Origin of the sequence: Streptomyces sp. NBC_00557, from assembly GCF_036345995.1 — a bacterium.
GTDB lineage: Bacteria > Actinomycetota > Actinomycetes > Streptomycetales > Streptomycetaceae > Streptomyces.
On the sequence record NZ_CP107796.1, the window covers coordinates 4,496,500 to 4,515,824 of the forward strand.

General features: G+C 72.4%; 19 protein-coding genes. 10 read left to right on the forward strand and 9 right to left on the reverse strand.

Features of this window, described 5'->3' with window-relative positions; all coding sequences use genetic code 11:
- The first annotated feature begins 22 nt into the window (after window positions 1-22).
- Window positions 23-655 (forward strand): HAD family hydrolase, encoded by a 633-nt coding sequence (locus OG956_RS19410; RefSeq protein ID WP_330339232.1) that lies wholly within the window; start codon window positions 23-25, stop codon window positions 653-655.
- On the opposite strand, the gene OG956_RS19415 is transcribed toward OG956_RS19410, so the two are convergent.
- Window positions 625-882, reverse strand: coding sequence for a hypothetical protein (locus OG956_RS19415; RefSeq protein WP_330339233.1), 258 nt, complete (start codon window positions 880-882; stop codon window positions 625-627). The genes OG956_RS19410 and OG956_RS19415 overlap by 31 nt on opposite strands.
- Window positions 883-1,047: 165 nt before the next feature.
- Here OG956_RS19415 and OG956_RS19420 point away from each other — a divergent pair, with 165 nt between their 5' ends.
- The gene (locus OG956_RS19420; protein ID WP_330339234.1) at window positions 1,048-1,431 is read left to right on the forward strand and encodes a cold-shock protein; all 384 of its coding nucleotides are present in this window, start codon (window positions 1,048-1,050) and stop codon (window positions 1,429-1,431) included.
- A 40-nt stretch (window positions 1,432-1,471) separates the two neighbouring features.
- Here the strand turns inward: OG956_RS19420 and OG956_RS19425 are convergent, their stop codons facing one another.
- The 4 genes from OG956_RS19425 to OG956_RS19440 form a co-directional block, all read right to left on the reverse strand.
- Window positions 1,472-2,320: a 1,4-dihydroxy-6-naphthoate synthase gene (locus OG956_RS19425; RefSeq protein WP_330339235.1), complete on the reverse strand. Its 849-nt coding sequence runs from the start codon at window positions 2,318-2,320 to the stop codon at window positions 1,472-1,474.
- Window positions 2,310-3,005: a futalosine hydrolase gene (locus OG956_RS19430; RefSeq protein WP_330342889.1), complete on the reverse strand. Its 696-nt coding sequence runs from the start codon at window positions 3,003-3,005 to the stop codon at window positions 2,310-2,312. Before OG956_RS19430 ends, OG956_RS19425 begins: the two co-directional genes overlap by 11 nt.
- 23 nt (window positions 3,006-3,028) lie before the next feature.
- Window positions 3,029-3,526 carry a DUF2771 domain-containing protein gene (locus OG956_RS19435; protein WP_330339236.1) on the reverse strand — a complete coding sequence of 166 codons (498 nt, stop codon included), beginning with the start codon at window positions 3,524-3,526 and terminating at the stop codon, window positions 3,029-3,031.
- A 117-nt stretch (window positions 3,527-3,643) separates the two neighbouring features.
- Window positions 3,644-5,056, reverse strand: coding sequence for an MFS transporter (locus OG956_RS19440; protein WP_443065578.1), 1,413 nt, complete (start codon window positions 5,054-5,056; stop codon window positions 3,644-3,646).
- Window positions 5,057-5,331: 275 nt separating this feature from the next.
- On the opposite strand from OG956_RS19440, the gene OG956_RS19445 reads away from it, so the two are divergent.
- From OG956_RS19445 to OG956_RS19465, 5 genes are all read left to right on the forward strand, one after another.
- Window positions 5,332-6,258, forward strand: a complete 927-nt coding sequence (locus tag OG956_RS19445) for a DUF3027 domain-containing protein (protein WP_330339238.1) — start codon at window positions 5,332-5,334, stop codon at window positions 6,256-6,258.
- A gap of 292 nt (window positions 6,259-6,550) precedes the next feature.
- A complete protein-coding gene (locus OG956_RS19450) occupies window positions 6,551-9,700 on the forward strand; it encodes a sacsin N-terminal ATP-binding-like domain-containing protein (protein ID WP_330339239.1) in 3,150 nt (1,049 codons plus the stop codon).
- 132 nt (window positions 9,701-9,832) lie between these two features.
- Window positions 9,833-9,961 (forward strand): hypothetical protein, encoded by a 129-nt coding sequence (locus OG956_RS19455; RefSeq protein WP_330339240.1) that lies wholly within the window; start codon window positions 9,833-9,835, stop codon window positions 9,959-9,961.
- A gap of 154 nt (window positions 9,962-10,115) precedes the next feature.
- On the forward strand, window positions 10,116-11,045 hold the full coding sequence (locus OG956_RS19460; protein WP_330339241.1) for a hypothetical protein: 930 nt from the start codon (window positions 10,116-10,118) through the stop codon (window positions 11,043-11,045).
- Window positions 11,046-11,174: 129 nt separating this feature from the next.
- Window positions 11,175-12,005: a hypothetical protein gene (locus tag OG956_RS19465; RefSeq protein WP_330339242.1), complete on the forward strand. Its 831-nt coding sequence runs from the start codon at window positions 11,175-11,177 to the stop codon at window positions 12,003-12,005.
- Between the two features lie 7 nt (window positions 12,006-12,012).
- Here the strand turns inward: OG956_RS19465 and OG956_RS19470 are convergent, their stop codons facing one another.
- Window positions 12,013-14,409 (reverse strand): HAD-IC family P-type ATPase, encoded by a 2,397-nt coding sequence (locus tag OG956_RS19470; RefSeq protein WP_330339243.1) that lies wholly within the window; start codon window positions 14,407-14,409, stop codon window positions 12,013-12,015.
- Window positions 14,410-14,463: 54 nt separating this feature from the next.
- Window positions 14,464-14,730 (reverse strand): DUF2530 domain-containing protein, encoded by a 267-nt coding sequence (locus OG956_RS19475; RefSeq protein ID WP_330339244.1) that lies wholly within the window; start codon window positions 14,728-14,730, stop codon window positions 14,464-14,466.
- Window positions 14,731-14,881: 151 nt separating this feature from the next.
- On the opposite strand from OG956_RS19475, the gene OG956_RS19480 reads away from it, so the two are divergent.
- The gene (locus OG956_RS19480) at window positions 14,882-16,333 is read left to right on the forward strand and encodes an NCS2 family permease (RefSeq protein ID WP_330339245.1); all 1,452 of its coding nucleotides are present in this window, start codon (window positions 14,882-14,884) and stop codon (window positions 16,331-16,333) included.
- Between the two features lie 10 nt (window positions 16,334-16,343).
- On the opposite strand, the gene OG956_RS19485 is transcribed toward OG956_RS19480, so the two are convergent.
- On the reverse strand, window positions 16,344-16,526 hold the full coding sequence (locus tag OG956_RS19485; protein WP_330339246.1) for a ribbon-helix-helix protein, CopG family: 183 nt from the start codon (window positions 16,524-16,526) through the stop codon (window positions 16,344-16,346).
- Between the two features lie 154 nt (window positions 16,527-16,680).
- Here OG956_RS19485 and OG956_RS19490 point away from each other — a divergent pair, with 154 nt between their 5' ends.
- On the forward strand, window positions 16,681-17,118 hold the full coding sequence (locus OG956_RS19490; RefSeq protein WP_330339247.1) for a MarR family winged helix-turn-helix transcriptional regulator: 438 nt from the start codon (window positions 16,681-16,683) through the stop codon (window positions 17,116-17,118).
- 150 nt (window positions 17,119-17,268) lie between these two features.
- Entirely contained in the window at window positions 17,269-18,615 is a 1,347-nt protein-coding gene (locus OG956_RS19495) for an MFS transporter (RefSeq protein WP_330339248.1), read from the forward strand.
- Between the two features lie 144 nt (window positions 18,616-18,759).
- Here the strand turns inward: OG956_RS19495 and OG956_RS19500 are convergent, their stop codons facing one another.
- On the reverse strand, window positions 18,760-19,287 hold the full coding sequence (locus tag OG956_RS19500; protein ID WP_330339249.1) for a GNAT family N-acetyltransferase: 528 nt from the start codon (window positions 19,285-19,287) through the stop codon (window positions 18,760-18,762).
- Window positions 19,288-19,325: the final 38 nt, after the last annotated feature.

The following is a 19,325-nucleotide window of genomic DNA, read 5'->3' on the forward strand; positions in this document are numbered from 1 at the left end:
GCCCGGGCACCCCGCTGACACAATGACCCATATGACATTCACCGTCGGTTTCGACCTCGACATGACCCTGATCGACTCCCGGCCCGGCATCCACGCCTGTTACACGGCGCTGGCCGAGCGGACCGGGACGTTCATCGATGCCGATCTGGCGGTGACGCGGCTGGGGCCGCCGCTCGCCGAGGAGCTGATCAACTGGTTCCCCGCGGAGCGGGTGCCGGAGATGGCCGACCTGTACCGGGAGATGTACCCGCTGTACGCCATCGCCGCGACCCCCGCGATGGCCGGCGCCCGCGAGGCGATAGCCGCGGTGCGGGCGGCCGGCGGCCGCACGATGGTGGTCACGGCGAAGTACGAGCCCAACGCCAAGCTGCACCTGAGCCACCTGGGCATCGAGCCGGACGTCGTCGTGGGCGACCTGTGGGCCGAGCGGAAGGCGGAGGCGCTGCGGGAGTACGCCGCCGGGGTGTACGTCGGCGATCACGTCGGGGACGTGCGCGGCGCCCGTACGGCGGGAGCCCTGTCGGTCGGCGTGGCGACCGGACCCTGCCCCGCCGGGGAACTGCGCGCCGCCGGGGCGGACGTCGTCCTCGACGATCTGTCCGCCTTCCCCGCGTGGCTGGCCGGTTACCGGGAGGCCGAGGCCTCGCGCGCCTGACGGCGGCCCGCGGCGACCGTCCGCAGGACGCCCGCGCCCGCGAGGAGGAAACCGACGGCCATGAGCATGCTCAGGCCGTACATGTAGGTGGGAAAAGGCTTCGTGCCGAGGAACAGCGGGACCACCGTGACCACGGTGGCCAGCGCCCCGGCGAAGAAGACGATCGCACCGGCGCGGATCAGCCCGTCACCGGGTGCGGCGGAATTCGTTTGGGTTTTGTCACGCACCGGACCAGGGTAGTTCCCAGCGCGAGGGAACAACCGGGGGACGTCTTGTCACCCGCCCCGAGACCATTAGCCTTGGTAGCGGCGGGTCATGGACGACCCGCTCTAGTGCTATCAAGAGCACTTTCGAAGCATTTTCCCCAACTAGTACGAGGACGAGGACAGACGGTGCCGACCGGGCGTGTCAAATGGTTCAACAGCGAGAAGGGCTTCGGCTTTCTCTCCCGCGACGACGGCGGTGACGTCTTCGTCCATTCCTCTGTTCTCCCCGCCGGAGTCGACGCGCTCAAGCCGGGACAGCGCGTGGAGTTCGGCGTCGTGGCCGGTCAGCGCGGTGACCAGGCGCTGTCGGTGACCGTCCTGGAGCCGACCCCGTCGGTGGCCGCCGCCACCCGCAAGAAGCCGGACGAGCTGGCCTCGATCGTGCAGGACCTGACGACCCTCCTCGAGAACATCACCCCGATGCTCGAGAAGGGCCGCTACCCGGACAAGGCCTCCGGCAAGAAGATCGCCGGCCTGCTCCGCGCGGTCGCCGACCAGCTGGACGTCTAGCCGCCGTACGGGAGACAGCCGGCCGTCCTGCAGGGCCGTACTACGGAAAAGCGAGCGCATCCGGGCCGAGGGGCGGCACCAGCCCCTCGGCCGCCGCGCGTGTGAGCAGCCCGCGCACGGCCGCGTAGCCGTCCTCGCCGAGGTCGGCGGTGAACTCGTTCACGTACAGCCCGATGTGCTGGTCGGCCACGGCCGGGTCCATCTCCTGGGCGTGCGCCATGACGTACGGGCGGGACGCCTCGGGGTCGTCCCAGGCGGCCCGCACGGAGGCGCGCACCGCGTCGGCGAGCCGGTTGAGCCGCTCCGCGCCCAGCGAGCGCCTGGCGATGATCGCGCCGAGCGGGATCGGCAGCCCGGTGGTCCGCTCCCAGTGCTCGCCCATGTCGGCGAGCTTGTGCAGACCGTAGTTCCGGTAGGTGAACCGGGCCTCGTGGATGACGAGCCCGGCGTCCACCTTGCCGTCCCGGACGGCCGGCATGATCTCGTGGAACGGCATGACGACGATCTCGCCGACGCCGCCGGGCAGGGTGTCCGCCGCCCAGAGGCGGAAGAGCAGGTACGCCGTCGACTTCTCGCTGGGCACCGCCACCGTACGGCCCGTCAGGTCCACACCCGCCTCCCGGGTGAGCACCAGCGGCCCGCAGCCCCGGCCCAGCGCCCCGCCGCACGGCAGCAGGGCGTAGTCGCCGAGGACGTACGGCAGGACGGCGTACGACACCTTCAGCACGTCGAACTCGCCGCGCTCGGCCATGCCGTTGGTGATGTCGATGTCGGCGAAGGTCACGTCCAGCGCGGGGCCGCCGGGGACCCGGCCGTGGGCGAGGGCGTCGAAGACGAAGGTGTCGTTCGGGCAGGGGGAGTACGCGATCTGCAAGCGCTCAGCGGTCATACGGTTTCCAACTCTCCAGTGCGGGGGCGAGCTTCCCGAACGCCTCGGTGAGGGCGGTGAGGGCGTCGCCGATCCGCCAGGCGGCCCGGTCGCGCGGGCCGACCGGGTTGGACACGGCGCGGATCTCCAGCACCGGCACCCCGTGCGCGGCGGCGGCCTCGGCGACCCCGAAGCCCTCCATGCCCTCGGCGAGCGCGCCCGGGTGCCGGGCGCGCAGGGCGGCGGCGCGGGCGGCGGTCCCGGTGACGGTGGAGACGGTGAGGACCGTGCCGGTGCGGGCGCCGGTCGCCTCGGACACCAGGCGCACGGCGGCCTGTGGCGGCCGGTGGGTGACGGTGCCGAAGCCCAGCTCGGTGACCGGGAGGAAGCCTTCGGCGGTCTCGGCGCCCAGGTCGGCCACGGTGATCGCGTCGGCGACGACGAGCGAGCCGACGGGCGCCTCGGGCGGGAAGCCGCCGCCGATCCCGGCGCAGACGACCAGGTCGTACGGGGCGCCGTCGAGGGCGGCGGCGGTCAGGGCGCCGGCGGTGGAGGCGGCGGCGAGGGCCGGTCCGACACCGGCGGCGAGCAGGTCCCAGCCGCCGGCGGTGCGGCACAGCAGCGCGCCGGGGAGCCGTACCTCGGCCGCTTCCCCGGCAAGCGCCCGTGCCACCGCGTCCCGCTCGGCGGGAACCGCGGTGGCCACGAGGATGCGCGCCAAGGCCGTGATCAGGCCTTCTTCAGCTTGAACGACCACATGCCCTGGTTGGACTTCGAGCCCATCCGGACCGTGAGGGTGTTGGTGTCGCCCTGGGTGCCGTACTGCTGGTTGAAGAACGCGCTGCCCGGGATGGTGCGGTACGTCTTGTTGCTGACGTCGGTGAACTGCTGGCCGTTGACCAGGAGCACCCAGCCGGTGTCCGCGATCTTCGGGTCGACGCCGATGCGGACCGTCTCGTCCTGGTCGACCTTGATCGACTTGGCGTTCCCGACGTTCTTGACGCACTTCGCCAGCGACTTGGCGTCCAGTGCGTTGCCGTCGTTGTAGCAGGTGGCCTCGGAATTGACCGAGCTGTCGCCGACGGTGACCGTCGCGACGGGCGCCGGCTTCTCGCAGGCCGACAGGGCGAGCAGTCCGGCGGAGACGAGGCCGGCGGCGACGACGACGCGGCGGCGGCGCACAGCCCGGTGTACATCAGCGGCTTCGCCGCGGGGCAGCATGGTCATGGCCGAAGGCTATCGGGCGCCCCGATCCGTCCGCCCACGTGGGGTGCGGCGTGCCCGGTTCGTTACGCCGGCCGTGCCCCTGGCCGGCGGGACGCCGGTTCGTCGTCCACCGGCAGGTCAGGCGACCCGGGAGTGCGGCCGGCCGCCGTGCCGGGCCGAGGCGAGCAGGCCCTTGAGGGTGGTCAGCCAGCCGGCGGCGACGAACACCGCGCCGATCAGCAGGCCGACGGTGCCGTCCAGCGGCAGCACGATGCCGACGGCGCCGCCGAACACCCACGCCATCTGCAGCAGCGTCTCCGAGCGGGCGAACGCCGAGGTGCGCACCAGCTCCGGCACGTCCCGCTGGATCAGGGCGTCCAGGGCCAGCTTGGCCAGCGCCTGCCCGAACCCGGCGACGGCCGCGAGACAGGCCACCAGGAACGCGCCGAAGAACAGGGCGGCCACGATCGCCGTGCCGAGCACCACCGCGCCGACGGCCACGATGATGATCTCCGGGGCGCGTGACTTGAGCCAGGAGCCGACGGCCGTGCCCAGCGCGTTGCCCGCGCCGGCGGCGACCCCCACGACCCCGAGCGAGACCGCCGCGCTCTCCCCGGTCAGCGGGTGCTCGCGCAGCAGGAAGGCGAGGAAGAAGATCAGGAAGCCGGACAGGCAGCGCAGGGCCGCGTTGGCGCCGAGCGCGTGCGTGACGGCGGGGCCCACGGTCCGCAGCCCCGGCCGCTTGATGCCCTCCTTGTCCTTCCGGCGCTGCGTGCCGTGCAGATGCTGCTCGTCGGCAGCGAGCAGCGCCACGTCCTCGCCCTTGGCGGAGTCCACCTTGGGCGGCAGGGAGAACGACAGGAACGTCCCGCCGACGAAGATCAGGAAGGCGCCGTACAGCGGCCAGGGATCGCCGACCCGGTGCAGCCCGGCCGCGACCGGCGCGGCCACACCGGTGGCCAGCAGCCCCGCCAGGGTCACCCGCGAGTTGGCCCTGACCAGCGAGAACCGGGGCGGCAGCAGCCGCGGCACGACCGCGCTGCGCACCACGCCGTACGCCTTCGACGCGACCAGCACCCCGAGCGCGGCCGGATACAGCTCCAGGCTGCCGCTCGCCACGGCGCCCGAGACGACCAGCGCCAGCAGGGCGCGGGCGAGCATCGCCCCGGCCATGGCCGCGCGCCGGCCGTGCGGCAGCCGGTCGAGGAGCGGGCCGATGACCGGGGCGAGAACGGTGAAGGGCGCCATGGTGATGGCGAGATACAGGGCGACCCGGCCGCGCGCCTCGTCGGTCGGCACGGAGAAGAACACCGTGGACGCGAGCGCCACGGTGACCATCACGTCGCCCGCGCCGTTCACGGCGTGCAGCTCGATCAGCTTGGCGAGGCCGGACTCACCCGCCCCGTGCGCGTGCGTGGCTCTGCGGATCCCGCGCGCCGCCCCGGTCACCGGGACGTGCAGGGCACGCCCGACGGAGCGGACGGCGCCACCGGCCCGGCTCGCACCGCCACCTCGAACACCACGCCTGTCCGCGGTCGCCACGTGGTTCATAGTGCCCTGAGAAGCGGTGGGATAGTGCGGTACCGCGCGGAAGAGGCCGAGGGGCGGCCGGGGCCGAGCGGCGGGCGGGAAGGAATCCCGCGTGGCGGCGAGGAATCTTGTTCGGTGTAGCGTGCGTATCTCAGCCATAACGCAGAATGGATGGCAGAGGTGCGCCCGAGCGCGCGGATGCATGACGTCGATGCGGTCCCCAGGTCCGCTCCGTCGGCAGGCCCGCCTTCAGGCAGCCGCCCTCGACGAGACGGCGTAGGAGAGAAGCGATACCTGTGAGCGCAGCGACAACGCGAAGCCGCACCCCCGACCGTCTGTGCGCCGAGGCGGTCGATCTCGCCCGCTCCGCCGCCGAGGAGGCCGCCGCTCCCGGCGTGGTCGGGGAGCACGTGGGCCTCGTCTCCGAGGGCGACCGCGTTGTCACGCACTTCTTCGAGTGCAAGGAACCGGGCTACCGCGGCTGGCGCTGGGCGGCCACCGTGGCCCGCGCCTCCCGCGCCAAGATCGTCACGCTCGACGAGGTGGTGCTCCTGCCCGGCCCGGACGCCCTGCTCGCCCCCGAGTGGGTGCCGTGGAGCGAGCGGCTGCGGCCCGGCGACCTCGGTCCCGGCGATCTGCTCCCCACCGACCAGGACGACCTGCGTCTGGAGCCCGGTTACACGGGTGAGGACGAGCCGCCGCCGAACTCGGCCGTCTCCCAGGAGATGGCGGAGCTGGCGGAGGCCGAGGACGCCGACGTCACCCCCGGCGCCCCCGCGGTCCAGCCCACGGCCCCCTCCCGGGGCTCGATCGCCGCCGTCGCCGAGGAACTGGGCATGCGCCGGGCCCGGGTGCTGTCCCGCTACGGCCTGCACGTCGCCGCCGACCGCTGGGAGGAGTCGTACGGCCCCAAGACCGCGATGGCCCAGGCGGCCCCCGCGACCTGCATGACGTGCGGCTTCCTGGCCCCCATCGGCGGCTCCCTGGGCCAGGCCTTCGGCGTGTGCGCCAACGAGTTCTCGCCCGCCGACGGCCATGTGGTCTCCCTGGCCTACGGCTGCGGCGGCCACTCCGAGGCGGCCGTCATGCCGAAGCCGCCCCAGCCGGCCCCGCCGGTCATCGACGAGACCCGCGTCGACCCCTTCCCGCTCCGCCCCGCCCGCGACTCCGGCTCGGTCCCGGAGACGGGCGACGAGGACACGGCGGAACTGGGGCATTCCTGACCCGGGTTCTCACCGTCCGGAAGCCGGTGGGCGTGGCCGGGTGACAGTCCGGGCCGCGGCGGCGACCGCCCGCCGACCGGCGGAGCTGCTCCGGGTCCTGTCGCCGGACTCCCGCCGTCCGCCCGGCGGGCGGGCCTCCCGCCCGCTGCGGGGCGGCTGACGCAGGCCGTGGGCGTGCGCGCCGGAGGTTCCTGGCCGAAGGCCGGGGGAGGGAGTGCGACGACGGGGGCCGGGGCCGCCCGCTCCCCCGCGGGTCCGCCCGCGCCGCGCTGTACCTTCGTCCTCACGCGTGATGAGGAGTGTGAACGTGAGCAGCAAGTACGTGCGGCCGGCGGCCGAGGGTGCCGATCCGTTCGGGACGGCCCGGCTGCGCCGTGGTGTCCTCGACGCCTGGGCCACCAGCCCCGCCCGGTTCCGGGAGGACGCCAACGCCGAGGAGGACCTGGTCCTCGGCGGCTACCGGGACCGGCTCGTCGTCGAGCTGGCCCAGAACGCCGCCGACGCCGCCGCCCGGGCGCGGGTGCCCGGCCGGCTGCGGCTCACCCTCCACGGCGGCGTTCTCGTCGCCGCCAACACCGGCGCCCCGCTGGACGCGGCCGGTGTCGAGTCGCTGTCCACCCTGCGCGCCTCCGCGAAGCGGGACGAGGAGGTCACCCAGGGCGCCGTCGGGCGGTTCGGGGTCGGGTTCGCGGCCGTGCTCGCGGTGACCGACGAACCCGCGATCGTGGGGCGGCACGGCGGTGTCCGCTGGTCGCTCGGCGAGGCGCGGGAGCTGGCCGCCGAGACCGCCCGGCACAGCCCGGGGCTCGGCGACGAGGTGCGGCGCCGGGACGGCCATGTGCCGCTGCTCCGGCTGCCGTTCGCCGCCGAGGGCACCGCCCCGGACCCGTACGACACCGCCGTCATCCTGCCCCTGCGGGACGCGGCCGCCGCCGATCTCGCCGAACGGCTGCTGAACGCCGTCGACGACGCCCTGCTCCTCGCCCTGCCGGGCCTGACGGAGGTCGTCATCGAGGCCGGCGGCGCCGAGCGCACCCTGCGCCGCCGCGACGAGGGCGCCGTCGTCGTGGTGGAGGACTCCCGCGCCGGCACCACCCGGTGGCGCACCGCCTCCGCGCACGGCCCGCTCACCCCCGACCTGCTGGCCGACCGGCCCGTGGAGGAGCGGCTGCGCCCCCACTGGTCGGTGACCTGGGCCGTACCCGAGGACGCGGACGGACGGCCGGTGCGGCCCCGGACCACGCCCGTCGTGCACGCGCCGACCCCCAGCGACGAGCCGCTCGGCGTCCCCGCCCTGCTCATCGCCTCCTTCCCGCTCGACACCACCCGCCGGCACACCGCTCCCGGCCCGCTCACCGACTTCCTGGTGCAGCGCGCCGCCGACGCCTACACCGAACTGCTCGCCGACTGGCGGCCGGTGACCGACGGCATCATCGACCTGGTGCCGGGACCGCTCGGCAAGGGCGAGCTGGACGGCGCGCTGCGGCAGGCCGTGCTGGAGCGGCTGCCGCGCACCGCCTTCCTGCCCCCGGCCGTCTCCGCGCAGGGCGACGACCAGGAGCTGCCGCAGGCGCTGCGGCCCCGGGACGCCGAGGTCGTGGAGGGTGCCGGGGCGGACACCGTGCGGGTCCTCGCCGAGGTGCTGCCCACCCTGCTGCCCGCCGGACTCGAGCGGCGCGTCGAGCTGCGCACCCTCGGGGTGGCCCGGCTGCGGCTCGCCGACGCCGTCGACCGGCTCGCGGGCCTGGAGAAGGACCCCGGCTGGTGGTGGCGGCTCTACGACAGCCTCGCCGGGGTCGACCCCGACCGGCTGTCCGGACTTCCGGTGCCCCTTGCCGACGGGCGGACCACCATCGGCCCCCGGCAGGTCCTGCTGCCCGCCCCGGACGCCGCCCGGATCGACGCGGACGTCCTCGGGCGGCTCGGCCTGAAGGTGGCCCACGAGGACGCCGCGCACCCGCTGCTGGAGAAGCTGGGCGCGCTGCCCGCCACCCCGCGCGCGGTGCTCACCACTCCGCAGGTGCGCGCCGCCGTCGCCGCCTCGCTGGACGAGGAGGGCGGCATCGGGGGCTGGGAGGAGGACGCCCCGGACGCGGAGGAACTGGCCGACACCGTGCTCGCGTTGGTCCGGGACGCGGGCCTCGAGCCCGGCGACGAGCCCTGGCTGGGTGCGCTCGCCCTGCCCGACGAGGACGGGGAACTGGCCCCTGCGGGTGAACTCGTCTTCCCCGGCAGCCCTTTCGCCCGGGTGATCCGCGAGGGGGAACTGGCCGCCGTGGACCAGGAGCTGGCCGACAAGTGGGGTGAGCAGCCGCTGGCCGCCTGCGGTGTGCTCGCGAACTTCGCGCTGGTCCGCGCCACCGACGTGGTCCTCGACCCGGACGAACTGGAACCCAGGGAGGGCGACTTCGCCGAGCCCGACGACGCCGGGCTGCTGGACGCCGTCGACGTGTGGTGCGAGGACGTCCTCGACCGCTTCCCGGACAGCCCGGTGCCGCCGGTCGCCACCGAGCTGGTCGCCGTGCGCGACCTGGACCTGGTGGACGACGACCGCTGGCCGGAGGCCCTGGCACTGCTCGCGCAGCCCCCGCTGCGGGACGCGCTCACCCAGCCGGTCCGCATCCTGCTGCACGACGGCACCCACGAGACCGTACGGCCGTACACCGCCTGGTGGTTGCGCGGGCACCCGGTCCTCGACGGGCGCCGCCCGGCCGGGCTGCTCGCCGCCGGCGGGGACCCGCTGCTGCGCGGGCTGTACGACGAGGCCGACGCCACCGGGTTCGAGGACGAGCAGGTGCTGCGCGCCCTGGGCGTGCGCACCTCGGTCGCGGCCCTGCTGGACGAGCCCGGCGGCGCCGCCGAGCTGCTGGACCGGCTCGCGGACCCCGCGCGCACCGTGACGCCCGCCCAACTGCACGGCCTGTACGGGGCGCTGGCCGAGATGGACCCCGAGCAGGTGACCCTGCCGGAGGAGCTGCGGGCCGTGGTCGACGGCCGGGTGGAGGTCGTGGACGCGGCGGAGGCGGTCGTGGTCGACTCGCCCGACCTGCTGCCGTTCACGGCGGGCGTCCCGCTGCTGCCGGTACGGCCGTCCCGCGCGGCCGAGCTGGCGGAGCTGTTCCAGGTGCGGCGGCTGAGCGAGTCCGTCACCGGCGAGGTGCACTCCGAGGGGACCGAGCACGAGGTGCCGGAGCCGGTGCGGGTGCTCCTCGGCCCGCGCACGCCCGAGACGTACGTGGAGCACGACGAGCTCGTCGTGGACGGCGTGGAGATCGACTGGCGGCTCACCGACGACGGCGTGCTGCACGCGGCCACCCTGGAGGGGGTCGCGGCCGGGTTGGCGTGGGCGGCGGGACAGTGGCCCCGGCGCTTCGAGGTGGCGGCCCTGCTGGAGGACCCGTCCCGGACGGAGGAGCTGGCCCGGGACCGCTGGTTCGACTGACGGCTGCCCGGCGGACCGCCTCCGGAAATCTCTTACAACTTCTTCAACTTCCGTACAACCGTTCCCCTGCGTGCCGAGTCTGACCCAGCGCAGTCACCGGACTCAGCCATCGCCACGCACGCAGGGGAACACATGCGTCCACGCGCCACCGCCGCCGTCGCCGACGGCACCTTCGCCGTCCCGGCCGCGCCGGCCGGCGGCCCCGGCACGCCTCTCCCGCGCGGGCGCCTCCGCCATCGCGGCGGTGAGCGCCGCCCGTGAGGCCGAAGGCACGGCAGCCGTTCGGTGAAGCCGCCGGAAACTCCCGGCTTCCGTCGTACAACCAGTCGATTCCCTCGCGGGTCTGATGCCGTGAGTCGACTGACTCCTTGATCACTTTGGACCCCGGGTCCACTTTCTCCACACAGGGGAACCCATGCGTATTCGCGCCACTGTGGCCGCCGTCTCCGGCGCCCTGGCCCTCTCCGCCCTCGTCGTGCCTGCCGCGCAGGCCGCCGGCGGCTCCGCGACGCCCTCCAAGGCCGACATCCTCAAGATCCGCGAGGCCGCCCAGAAGGCCTCCTCCGGCAAGACCGCGTTCGCCGCCTCGAGCGACACCGACGAGCCGTACGCGATGGACGTCACCTTCTCCGACTTCAAGATCGCCAGTGCGGTCAAGGTCGGCACGACCAACCACGTCGCCACCACGGTCACCTACACGATGACCCACGGCGCGGACGTCGACATCACCGCCGACGACTTCTTCACCGGCCCCTACATCTACAAGGGCGCGTTCGACACGCCGGACAACATGCTCTTCGGCGACGCCCCGGCCACCTGCACGCCCACCACGTCGACCACCGCCAGCTGCAAGGGCGACATCGACGTCTACCCGGCCGAGGGCGAGCTGATGAACTCCGACGCCGGCACGTGGCACGGCGGGGCCCTCGCCATCGCGTACAACGGCCAGGACCCGAGCAGCCCCGACTTCGACATCACCAAGGTCGGTTACGCCGACCAGGGCGACCTCGGCACCACGCTGGTCCAGCGCTACTCCAAGCTGACGGTCAACGCCTCCCCCGAGCCGGTGCGGAAGGGCAAGACCATCACGGTCACCGGCAAGCTCTCCCGGGCCAACTGGGAGGACAACAACTACCACGGCTACACCAACCAGCCCGTGAAGCTGCAGTTCCGCAAGAAGGGCTCCAGCACCTACACCACGCTGAAGACGATCAAGTCGGACTCGTACGGCAACCTGAAGACGACGGCCACCGCCTCGGTCGACGGCTACTGGCGCTTCTCCTTCGCGGGCACCTCGACCACCCCGGCGGTCAACGCCACGGGCGACTTCGTCGACGTGCAGTAATGGATCGGTAAGCCTGGCACAAAATCCGGTTCGCGGGGGCTCCAGTCGTACAACCGCCGGCAGCCCCCGCGGATCTGATCGCGTGAGTCGACCGACTCCACGATCACTTCTCCCTCCAAGGGAACGCACATGCGCATACGTGCCATCGCGGCCGCCGCTTCCGGCGCCCTGGCCCTCACCGCCCTCGCAGTCCCGGCCGCGCAGGCCGTCACCGACTCGGGCTCCCCCTACACGCTGAACGTGAGCTTCTCCGGCGTGTCCGTCGCCAAGGCGATCAAGGTGGGCACCACCAACAAGGTCAGCGTCACCTACACGTACACGCTGACGCACGGCTCGGACGTGGACATCCACGCGAGCGACTTCTACACCGACGCCTTCCTCTACCACGGCGCCTACGGCGACACGGCCCCCGAGCTGTACGGCGACAACCCGGCCGACTGCACGGACGTCACGTCGACCACCGCCACCTGCACGGGCTCCATCGACATCTACCCGTCCGACGCCGACCCGAAGAGCGCGGACGCGGGCACCTGGAACGTGGCCGTCGAGGCCGTCGCCTTCAACGGCCAGGACCAGCAGAACCCCGACATGAGCAAGGTCGGCTACAAGGACCAGAGCGGCCTGGGCACCACCCTGGTGCAGCGCTACTCCAAGCTGACGACCACCGTGAGCTCGACGTCCGTCTACAAGGGCAAGACCTTCACCGTGTCGGGCAAGCTCTCCCGCGCGAACTGGGACGACAACCTGTACCACGGCTACGCCAACCAGCCGGTCAAGCTCCAGTTCCGCAAGTCCGGCACCACCACGTACACCACGGTCAAGACGGTGTACACCGACTCCTACGGCAACCTGAAGACCAGCGCCACCGCCAACTACAGCGGCTACTGGCGCTACTCCTTCGCCGGCACCACGACCACCCCGGCGGTCAGCGCCACGGGCGTGTACGTCGGCGTGAAGTAGCCCCGGCCTACTCGGCGAAGCGGCGGCCGGCCCAGGTCCAGAGCCACTCCAGGGCGGCCGCCGCCACCACCGCGACGCCGACGGCGGTCCACGGCATCGTGAGCCCCACCAGCCGCAGCGCGAAGAAGGCCTGCAGCGCGGGCACGGCCAGCACCAGCAGGAACGCCGCTCCCATGGCGGCGACCAGGGTCAGCCGCCACCAGGTGTAGGGGCGGGCGATGATCGCCAGGATCCACAGGGAGACCAGGAAGAGGGTCAGCGTCGCCGCGCTGGTCTGCGCGTCGAGCCGGCCGCCTCCGGTGTACAGCCCCCGGGCGATCAGATACGTCACGAAGGTCGCCGCCCCCGCCACCACCCCGCCCGGCAGCGCGTACCGCATCACCCGGCGCACGAAGTGCGGTCTCGCCCGCTCCTTGTTGGGCGCCAGGGCCAGGAAGAACGCCGGGACGCCGATGGTGAGCGTGGACAGCAGGGTCAGGTGCCGGGGCAGGAAGGGGTATTCGACCTGTGCGCAGACCACCAGGACCGCCAGCAGCACCGAGTAGACGGTCTTCACCAGGAACAGCGTCGCCACCCGGGTGATGTTGCCGATCACCCGGCGGCCCTCCGCGACCACCGACGGCAGGGTCGCGAAGCTGTTGTCCAGCAGCACGATCTGCGCCACCGCCCGGGTCGCCTCGGAGCCGGAGCCCATGGCGACCCCGATGTCGGCGTCCTTCAGCGCGAGCACGTCGTTCACGCCGTCGCCGGTCATCGCGACCGTGTGCCCGCGCGACTGCAGCGCCCCGACCATGTCCCGTTTCTGCCGCGGGGTGACCCGCCCGAACACCGTTGCCCGGTCCAGCGCCGCGGCCATCCCGGCCCGGTCGGCGGGCAGGTGCCGGGCGTCCACGGCCGTCCCCGCGAGGCCGAGCTTGCCGGCGACCGCGCCGACCGACACCGCGTTGTCGCCGGAGACGACCTTGGCGCTGACGTCCTGCTCCGCGAAGTAGCGCAGGGTGCCGGCGGCGTCGGGCCGCAGCCGCTGCGCCAGGACGACGAGGGCGGTGGGGCGGCCGCCGCGGGCCGGGTCGGGGTCGTCCAGGTCGCGGCTCGTACGGGTCAGCAGCAGCACCCGCTGCCCCTGCTCGTTGAGGCGCTCGGTCTCGGCCAGGGCCGGGTCGCCGGGCGGGAGGAGGACGTCGGGGGCGCCCAGCAGCCAGGTGCTGGACTCGCCGTCGGACTCGCTGAACGCGGCCCCGCTGTACTTGCGGGCCGAGGAGAACGGCAGCGACTCCACGCAGCGCCAGTCCTCGCTGTCCGGACAGGCGTCGATGATCGCCTGGAGCGAGGCGTTGGGCCGCGGGTCGGACTCGCCGAGCGCGCCGAGCACCTTGCGTATGTACGCCTCGTCGGCGCCGTCCAGCGGCCGCAGCTCGGTGACGTCCATGCCGCCCTCGGTGAGGGTGCCGGTCTTGTCCAGGCAGACGGTGTCGACGCGGGCCAGCCCTTCGATCGCCGGCAGCTCCTGCACCAGGCACTGTTTCCGGCCGAGCCGGATGACGCCGATCGCGAAGGCCACGGAGGTGAGCAGCACCAGTCCCTCGGGGACCATCGGGACGATGCCGCCGACCGTGCGGGCCACCGCGTCCCTGGGATCGTGGTTCTTGACGACGAGCTGGGTGACGACGAGCCCGGTCGCGGCCGGGACCATCATCCAGGTGACGTACTTGAGGATCGTGGAGATGCCGGTGCGCAGTTCGGAGTGGACCAGGGTGAAGCGGGAGGCCTCCTCGGCGAGCCGGGCCGCGTAGGCCTCGCGGCCGACCCTGGTCGCCTGGAAGGCGCCGCCGCCCGCGACGACGAAACTGCCGGACAGCACCGGATCGCCGGCCCGTTTGACCACGGGGTCCGCCTCGCCGGTGAGCAGCGACTCGTCGATCTCCAGCCCGTCGGCCTCCGCGCAGACGCCGTCGACGACGACCTTGTCGCCGGGCCCGACCTCTATCAGGTCGCCGAGCACGATCTCGTGGACGGCCACCGGGAGGGCGGTGCCGTCGCGGCGCACCGTCGGCCGGGCCTCGCCGATCACCGCGAGCGCGTCGAGGGTCTGCTTGGCCCGCCACTCCTGGACGATGCCGATGCCGGTGTTGGCGAGGATCACGAAGCCGAAGAGGCTGTCCTGGATGGGCGCGACGAAGAGCATGACCAGCCACAGCACGCCGATGATCGCGTTGAACCGGGTGAAGACGTTGGCCCGGACGATCTCGCCCAGCGACCTGCTGCTGCGCACCGGTACGTCGTTGACCTGACCGCGCGCACGCCGCTCGGCCACTTCGGCGGCGGTCAGCCCGGCCGGCCGGCTCACGGGCAGGGCCACGGGGTGCACGGGGTCGAGTTCGGCGCCCGCGTCGGTATGGCTCATGCCATCGACGGTACGTGGCGATTTATCCCTTTGCCCGCCTTCCGGCCGGCCGGGCTAGTGAGCCGACGTCGACCGCAGCGACGCCGCCTTCCTGATGGCGGCGTCCCGCCTCCTGACGTACCAGATGCCGATCAGCCCCAGCCCGCCCCCGGCCAGGCAGGTCCACAGCCACCACAGGTGCCCGTGGTCCTCGAACCAGCCGTAGAACGGGAGCTGCACGAGGAAGAGCGCGAACCAGACGATCGTCCCGCCGGTGATGGTGGCGACCACAGGGCCCTCCAGGGGCTCCGGCGCCTCGTGCTTGGGGGTCCACTTGGCCATACCGCACAGCTTACGAGGCGATCAGGTCTACGCGCGGAGATAGCGATCTACGACTCATACGTTCATACTGAAACCGTTTGTCTGTGTCCACTTCTGTTCGTACGAAACTCCAACAGGGCTCGGGGGAACCCCGTTGGTGATGAGGTAACGCATGTCCACCTCGGCACCCGCCAAGGTCCCCACCCCCGAAATCCCGGGCGGTGCGCCCGCCCAGGGCCCGCTCGACCGCTACTTCCGGATCTCCGAGCGCGGCAGCTCCGTCGCCCGTGAGATCCGCGGCGGTTTCGCCACCTTCTTCGCGATGGCGTACATCATCGTGCTGAACCCGATCATCCTCGGCAGCGCGAAGGACATGTACGGGCATCACCTGGACAACGGCCAGCTGGTGACGGCGACCGCGCTGACAGCCGCGTTCACCACCCTCCTCATGGGTGTCATCGGCAACGTGCCGATCGCGCTCGCCGCCGGCCTCGGCGTCAACTCGGTCGTCGCGCTGCAGCTGGCGCCCCGGATGTCCTGGCCGGACGCCATGGGCATGGTCGTCCTCGCGGGCTTCGTGGTGATGCTGCTGGTCGCCACGGGCCTGCGCGAGCGGGTGATGAACGCCGTGCCGTTCGGGCTGCGCAAGGCGATCTCGATCGGCATCGGCCTGTTCATCATGCTGATCGGCCTGGTCGACTCCGGCTTCATCACGCGCATGCCGGACGCGGCGCAGACCACCGTCCCGGTCCAGCTGGGCGTGGGCGGCCATCTGCACGGCTGGCCGGTGCTGGTCTTCATCCTCGGCGTGCTGCTCACCTTCGCGCTGATCGTCCGCAGGACGCCGGGCGCGATCCTCATCTCGATCGTCGGCATGACCGTCCTCGCGGTGATCCTCAACGCGGTCACCACGATCCCGTCCTGGGGCCTGACCGTGCCGAAGTGGCCGGGCAACCCGGTCGCCACCCCCGACTTCGGCCTGGTCGGTCACGTCAGCCTGTTCGGCGGTTTCTCCAAGGTCGGCGTGCTGACCGGCGTCCTGTTCGTCTTCACGGTCCTGCTGTCGTGCTTCTTCGACGCGATGGGCACGATCATGGGCGTCGGCGACGAGGCGAAGCTGACGGACGCCGAGGGCTATATGCCGGGCATCAACAAGGTCCTGTTCATCGACGGTCTCGCGGTCGCGGCGGGCGGCGCCAGCTCCTCCTCGGCCACCACCGCGTTCGTGGAGTCCACCGCCGGTGTCGGCGAGGGCGCCCGCACGGGCCTGGCGAACGTCGTCACGGGCGGCCTCTTCGCCGTCGCCCTCTTCCTCACCCCGGTCGCCACGATGGTGCCGTCCCAGGCGGCGACCCCGGCGCTGATCGCGGTCGGCTTCCTGATCCTGTCGAACTCGGTCAAGGAGATCGACTGGGCCGACTACACGATCGCGATCCCGGCGTTCGTGACGATGCTGATGATGCCGTTCACCTACTCGATCACAAACGGCATCGGCATGGGCTTCATCACCTTCACCGTGCTGCGCCTGGCGGCCGGCCGGGCCCGCGAGATCCCGGTGCCCATGTACGTGGTGTCGGCGGTCTTCGCCTTCTACTACCTGATGCCGGCCCTGGGGCTCACCTGACCGGCGGGCGTCACCCGACGCCGTAGAACTTCTCCGTCTCCTCGACGGCGGCCTGGAACCGCTCGTCGAAGTCGTCCCGGATGAGCGTGCGGACCACATAGTCCTGCACGCTCATTCCTCTTTTCGCCGCATGGTGCCGGAGCCTCTCGAGCAGCTCCCCGTCTATCCGCAGGCTGAGCACACTGGTCCCCATGCGTACGAGGGTCGCCACATCCGGGGCCCCGATGCGTCACTTTCCGGAACCGACTCACTCATACGGGTGATCGATGGGTTCAGTGGCGGGTATCACGGGCCTCCCGGCGTGTCACGGTAGTCCTTAGGCAGGGTAATGAGATACCCTAAAGAACATGCCGGACCTCACCCATGGCGACGACGCTGCCGCCGTGAACTCACTCCGCTCCGCCGTGATGCGGCTGTCCCGTCGGCTCAAGCACCAGCGGGTCGACGAGTCGCTGAGCCCGACGGAGATGTCGGTGCTCGGCACCCTCGCCCGCTGCGGCTCGGCCACCCCGGGCGAGCTCGCCCGCAAGGAGCACGTGCAGCCGCCGTCGATGACCCGCATCGTCGCGCTGCTCGAGGCCAAGGGGCTGGTCCGGCTGGAGCCGCACCCCGAGGACCGGCGCCAGAAGGTCGTCACCCAGACCGAGCAGGCCGAGGCGATGCTCGAGGAGAGCCGCCGCAAGCGCAACGCGTTCCTGGCCGGCCTGGTCGAGGGCCTCGACGAGGACGAGTGGGCCACCCTGCGCGCCGCCGCCCCTGTGCTGGAGAAGCTCGCACACCTGTAAGCCCGCTGTTGTCGGAGGAGTGAACCGCAGGGCGCGCCGGTGCCGAGAGGCCGAACGCGCGGAGGCCCGAGGGGGTGAGCGCGATCGGCCTCTCGGCACCGGCTCAAGGCGCCCGGAGGTGAACGACCAGAAACAAGGAGGCGAACGCTTTTGAGTACGGGATCCGGAACACCTTCCGCCCCCGCACCGACCACCCCCACGACCCGCACCGCCCGCACGTCCTCGATGTTCAGCTCGCTGAAGATCCGGAACTACCGCCTCTTCTTCCTCGGCCAGGTCGTCTCCAACACCGGCACCTGGATGCAGCGCATCGCCCAGGACTGGCTCGTCCTCAGCCTCACCGGCTCCTCCGCCGCGGTGGGCATCACCACGGCCCTGCAGTTCCTGCCGATGCTGCTGTTCGGCCTGTACGGCGGTGTCCTGGTCGACCGGCTCCCCAAGCGCCCCGCGCTGCTGGTCACCCAGTCCGCCATGGCCGTGGCGGGCCTGGTGCTCGCCTTCCTCACGCTCTCCGGCCATGTCCAGGTCTGGCACGTCTACGTCGCCGCCTTCGCCGTGGGCCTCGCCACGGTGGTCGACAACCCGGCCCGGCAGTCCTTCGTCTCCGAGATGGTGGGCCCCGAGCAGCTGCAGAACGCGGTCAGCCTGAACTCCGCGAACTTCCAGTCCGCCCGCCTGGTCGGCCCGGCCGTCGCCGGTGTGATGATCACCGGTGTGGGCACCGGCTGGGCGTTCCTCGCCAACGGCCTGTCCTTCGTCGCGCCCATCGCCGGCCTGCTGCTGATGCGCGCCCGCGAGCTGCACGTCGCCGAGCGCGCACCGCGCGGCAAGGGCCAGCTGCGCGAGGGGCTGCAGTACGTGGCCGGGCGGCCCGAGCTGATCTGGCCGATCGTCCTCGTCGGGTTCATCGGCACCTTCGGCTTCAACTTCCCGGTGTGGCTGTCGGCCTACGCGAACGGCGTCTTCCACTCCGGCGCCGGCTCCTACAGCCTCTTCAACACCCTGATGGCCGTCGGCTCCCTGTGCGGCGCCCTGCTCGCCGCCCGGCGCGGCACGGCCCGGCTGCGCGTCCTGACCGCCGCCGCGCTGGCCTTCGGCACGCTGGAGGTTGTGGCCGCGCTGGCCCCGTCGTACTGGCTGTTCGCGCTGCTCATGGTGCCGATCGGGGTCTGCGGCCTGACGGTCAACGTCACCGCGAACACCGCCGTGCAGATGGCCACCGACCCGGCCATGCGGGGCCGGGTGATGGCCCTGTTCATGATGGTGTTCATGGGCGGTACGCCGCTGGGCGCGCCCGTCGTCGGCTGGATCACCGACACCTACGGCGCCCGGATCGGCTTCGCCCTCGGCGGCGTCGTCTCGGCCGCGGCCGCCGCGGTCGTCGGCCTGGTCCTGGCCCGCGTCGGCGGCCTGCGCCTGACGGTGGGCTGGCACCACGGGCATCCGCGGGTCCGCTTCGTCCCGCGGGAGCGGGAGGAACTGGCGACGGCGGCGTAGGCCTCCGGCGGGGGCGCCGCGGGGTGCCGGCCGTTGCCGGGTGCGGGCGCGTCGTGGCGGGTCGCGCCCGCGCGGCGGAGCCGCATATCGGCACAGCTCCCGCGCCCCCAGAGGGCTCGCCTGCCTGCGCCGGCGGGCGAGCCCCTACAGCACCCGCCTCGCCAGTACCTGGCCCGGCCAGTCGTTGTGTTCGCCAGAGGTGTAGGTCTCCGTCGGGGTGAAGCCGTTGGATTCGTAGAAGGCGACCAGCTTGCGGTCGTCGCCGGCGTAGCAGTCCACGCGCAGCAGGGAGATTCCGGCCCGCCGGGTCACCTCGGCCGCATGGGAGAGCAGGGCCGCCCCGGCGCCGTGGCCCTTGAAGCGGCGGTCGGAGGCGAGCCAGTGGATGTACCGCTCGGGCTCGCCGGGCGGCGGGAGGTGGGACAGACAGGCACCGGGCGCGTCGCTGAGGGTGAGCGTCGCGGCCGGTACGCCGTCGACCTCGGCGATGTACGTGCTGCCCTTGTCCATGTACCCGGCGACCGATTCCGCGACCCTCGGGTTCTCCGACAGCGGCTTGCTTCCCCACTGGCCGGTGCGGCCCTGTGAGACCAGCCACTCCACACTGCTGTCGAGCATGGCGAGTATCACGGGGATGTCGTCGGGGCCGCCGTCGCGGATGGTGATCGTCATTGACTCATCATGCCCACCGCCGTCTGCGATGGTGAAGG

Excerpts from the sequence above, each read along its gene's own strand:
- OG956_RS19410 (WP_330339232.1), top strand. The coding sequence starts at position 23 with ATGACCCATATGACATTCACCGTCGGTTTCGACCTCGACATGACCCTG.
- OG956_RS19425 (WP_330339235.1), bottom strand. The coding sequence starts at position 2,320 with ATGACCGCTGAGCGCTTGCAGATCGCGTACTCCCCCTGCCCGAACGAC.
- OG956_RS19435 (WP_330339236.1), bottom strand. The coding sequence starts at position 3,526 with ATGACCATGCTGCCCCGCGGCGAAGCCGCTGATGTACACCGGGCTGTG.
- OG956_RS19440 (WP_443065578.1), bottom strand. The coding sequence starts at position 5,056 with ATGAACCACGTGGCGACCGCGGACAGGCGTGGTGTTCGAGGTGGCGGT.
- OG956_RS19450 (WP_330339239.1), top strand. The coding sequence starts at position 6,551 with ATGAGGAGTGTGAACGTGAGCAGCAAGTACGTGCGGCCGGCGGCCGAG.
- OG956_RS19455 (WP_330339240.1), top strand. The coding sequence starts at position 9,833 with ATGCGTCCACGCGCCACCGCCGCCGTCGCCGACGGCACCTTCGCCGTC.
- OG956_RS19460 (WP_330339241.1), top strand. The coding sequence starts at position 10,116 with ATGCGTATTCGCGCCACTGTGGCCGCCGTCTCCGGCGCCCTGGCCCTC.
- OG956_RS19465 (WP_330339242.1), top strand. The coding sequence starts at position 11,175 with ATGCGCATACGTGCCATCGCGGCCGCCGCTTCCGGCGCCCTGGCCCTC.
- OG956_RS19470 (WP_330339243.1), bottom strand. The coding sequence starts at position 14,409 with ATGAGCCATACCGACGCGGGCGCCGAACTCGACCCCGTGCACCCCGTG.
- OG956_RS19475 (WP_330339244.1), bottom strand. The coding sequence starts at position 14,730 with ATGGCCAAGTGGACCCCCAAGCACGAGGCGCCGGAGCCCCTGGAGGGC.
- OG956_RS19480 (WP_330339245.1), top strand. The coding sequence starts at position 14,882 with ATGTCCACCTCGGCACCCGCCAAGGTCCCCACCCCCGAAATCCCGGGC.
- OG956_RS19485 (WP_330339246.1), bottom strand. The coding sequence starts at position 16,526 with ATGGGGACCAGTGTGCTCAGCCTGCGGATAGACGGGGAGCTGCTCGAG.
- OG956_RS19490 (WP_330339247.1), top strand. The coding sequence starts at position 16,681 with ATGCCGGACCTCACCCATGGCGACGACGCTGCCGCCGTGAACTCACTC.
- OG956_RS19500 (WP_330339249.1), bottom strand. The coding sequence starts at position 19,287 with ATGACGATCACCATCCGCGACGGCGGCCCCGACGACATCCCCGTGATA.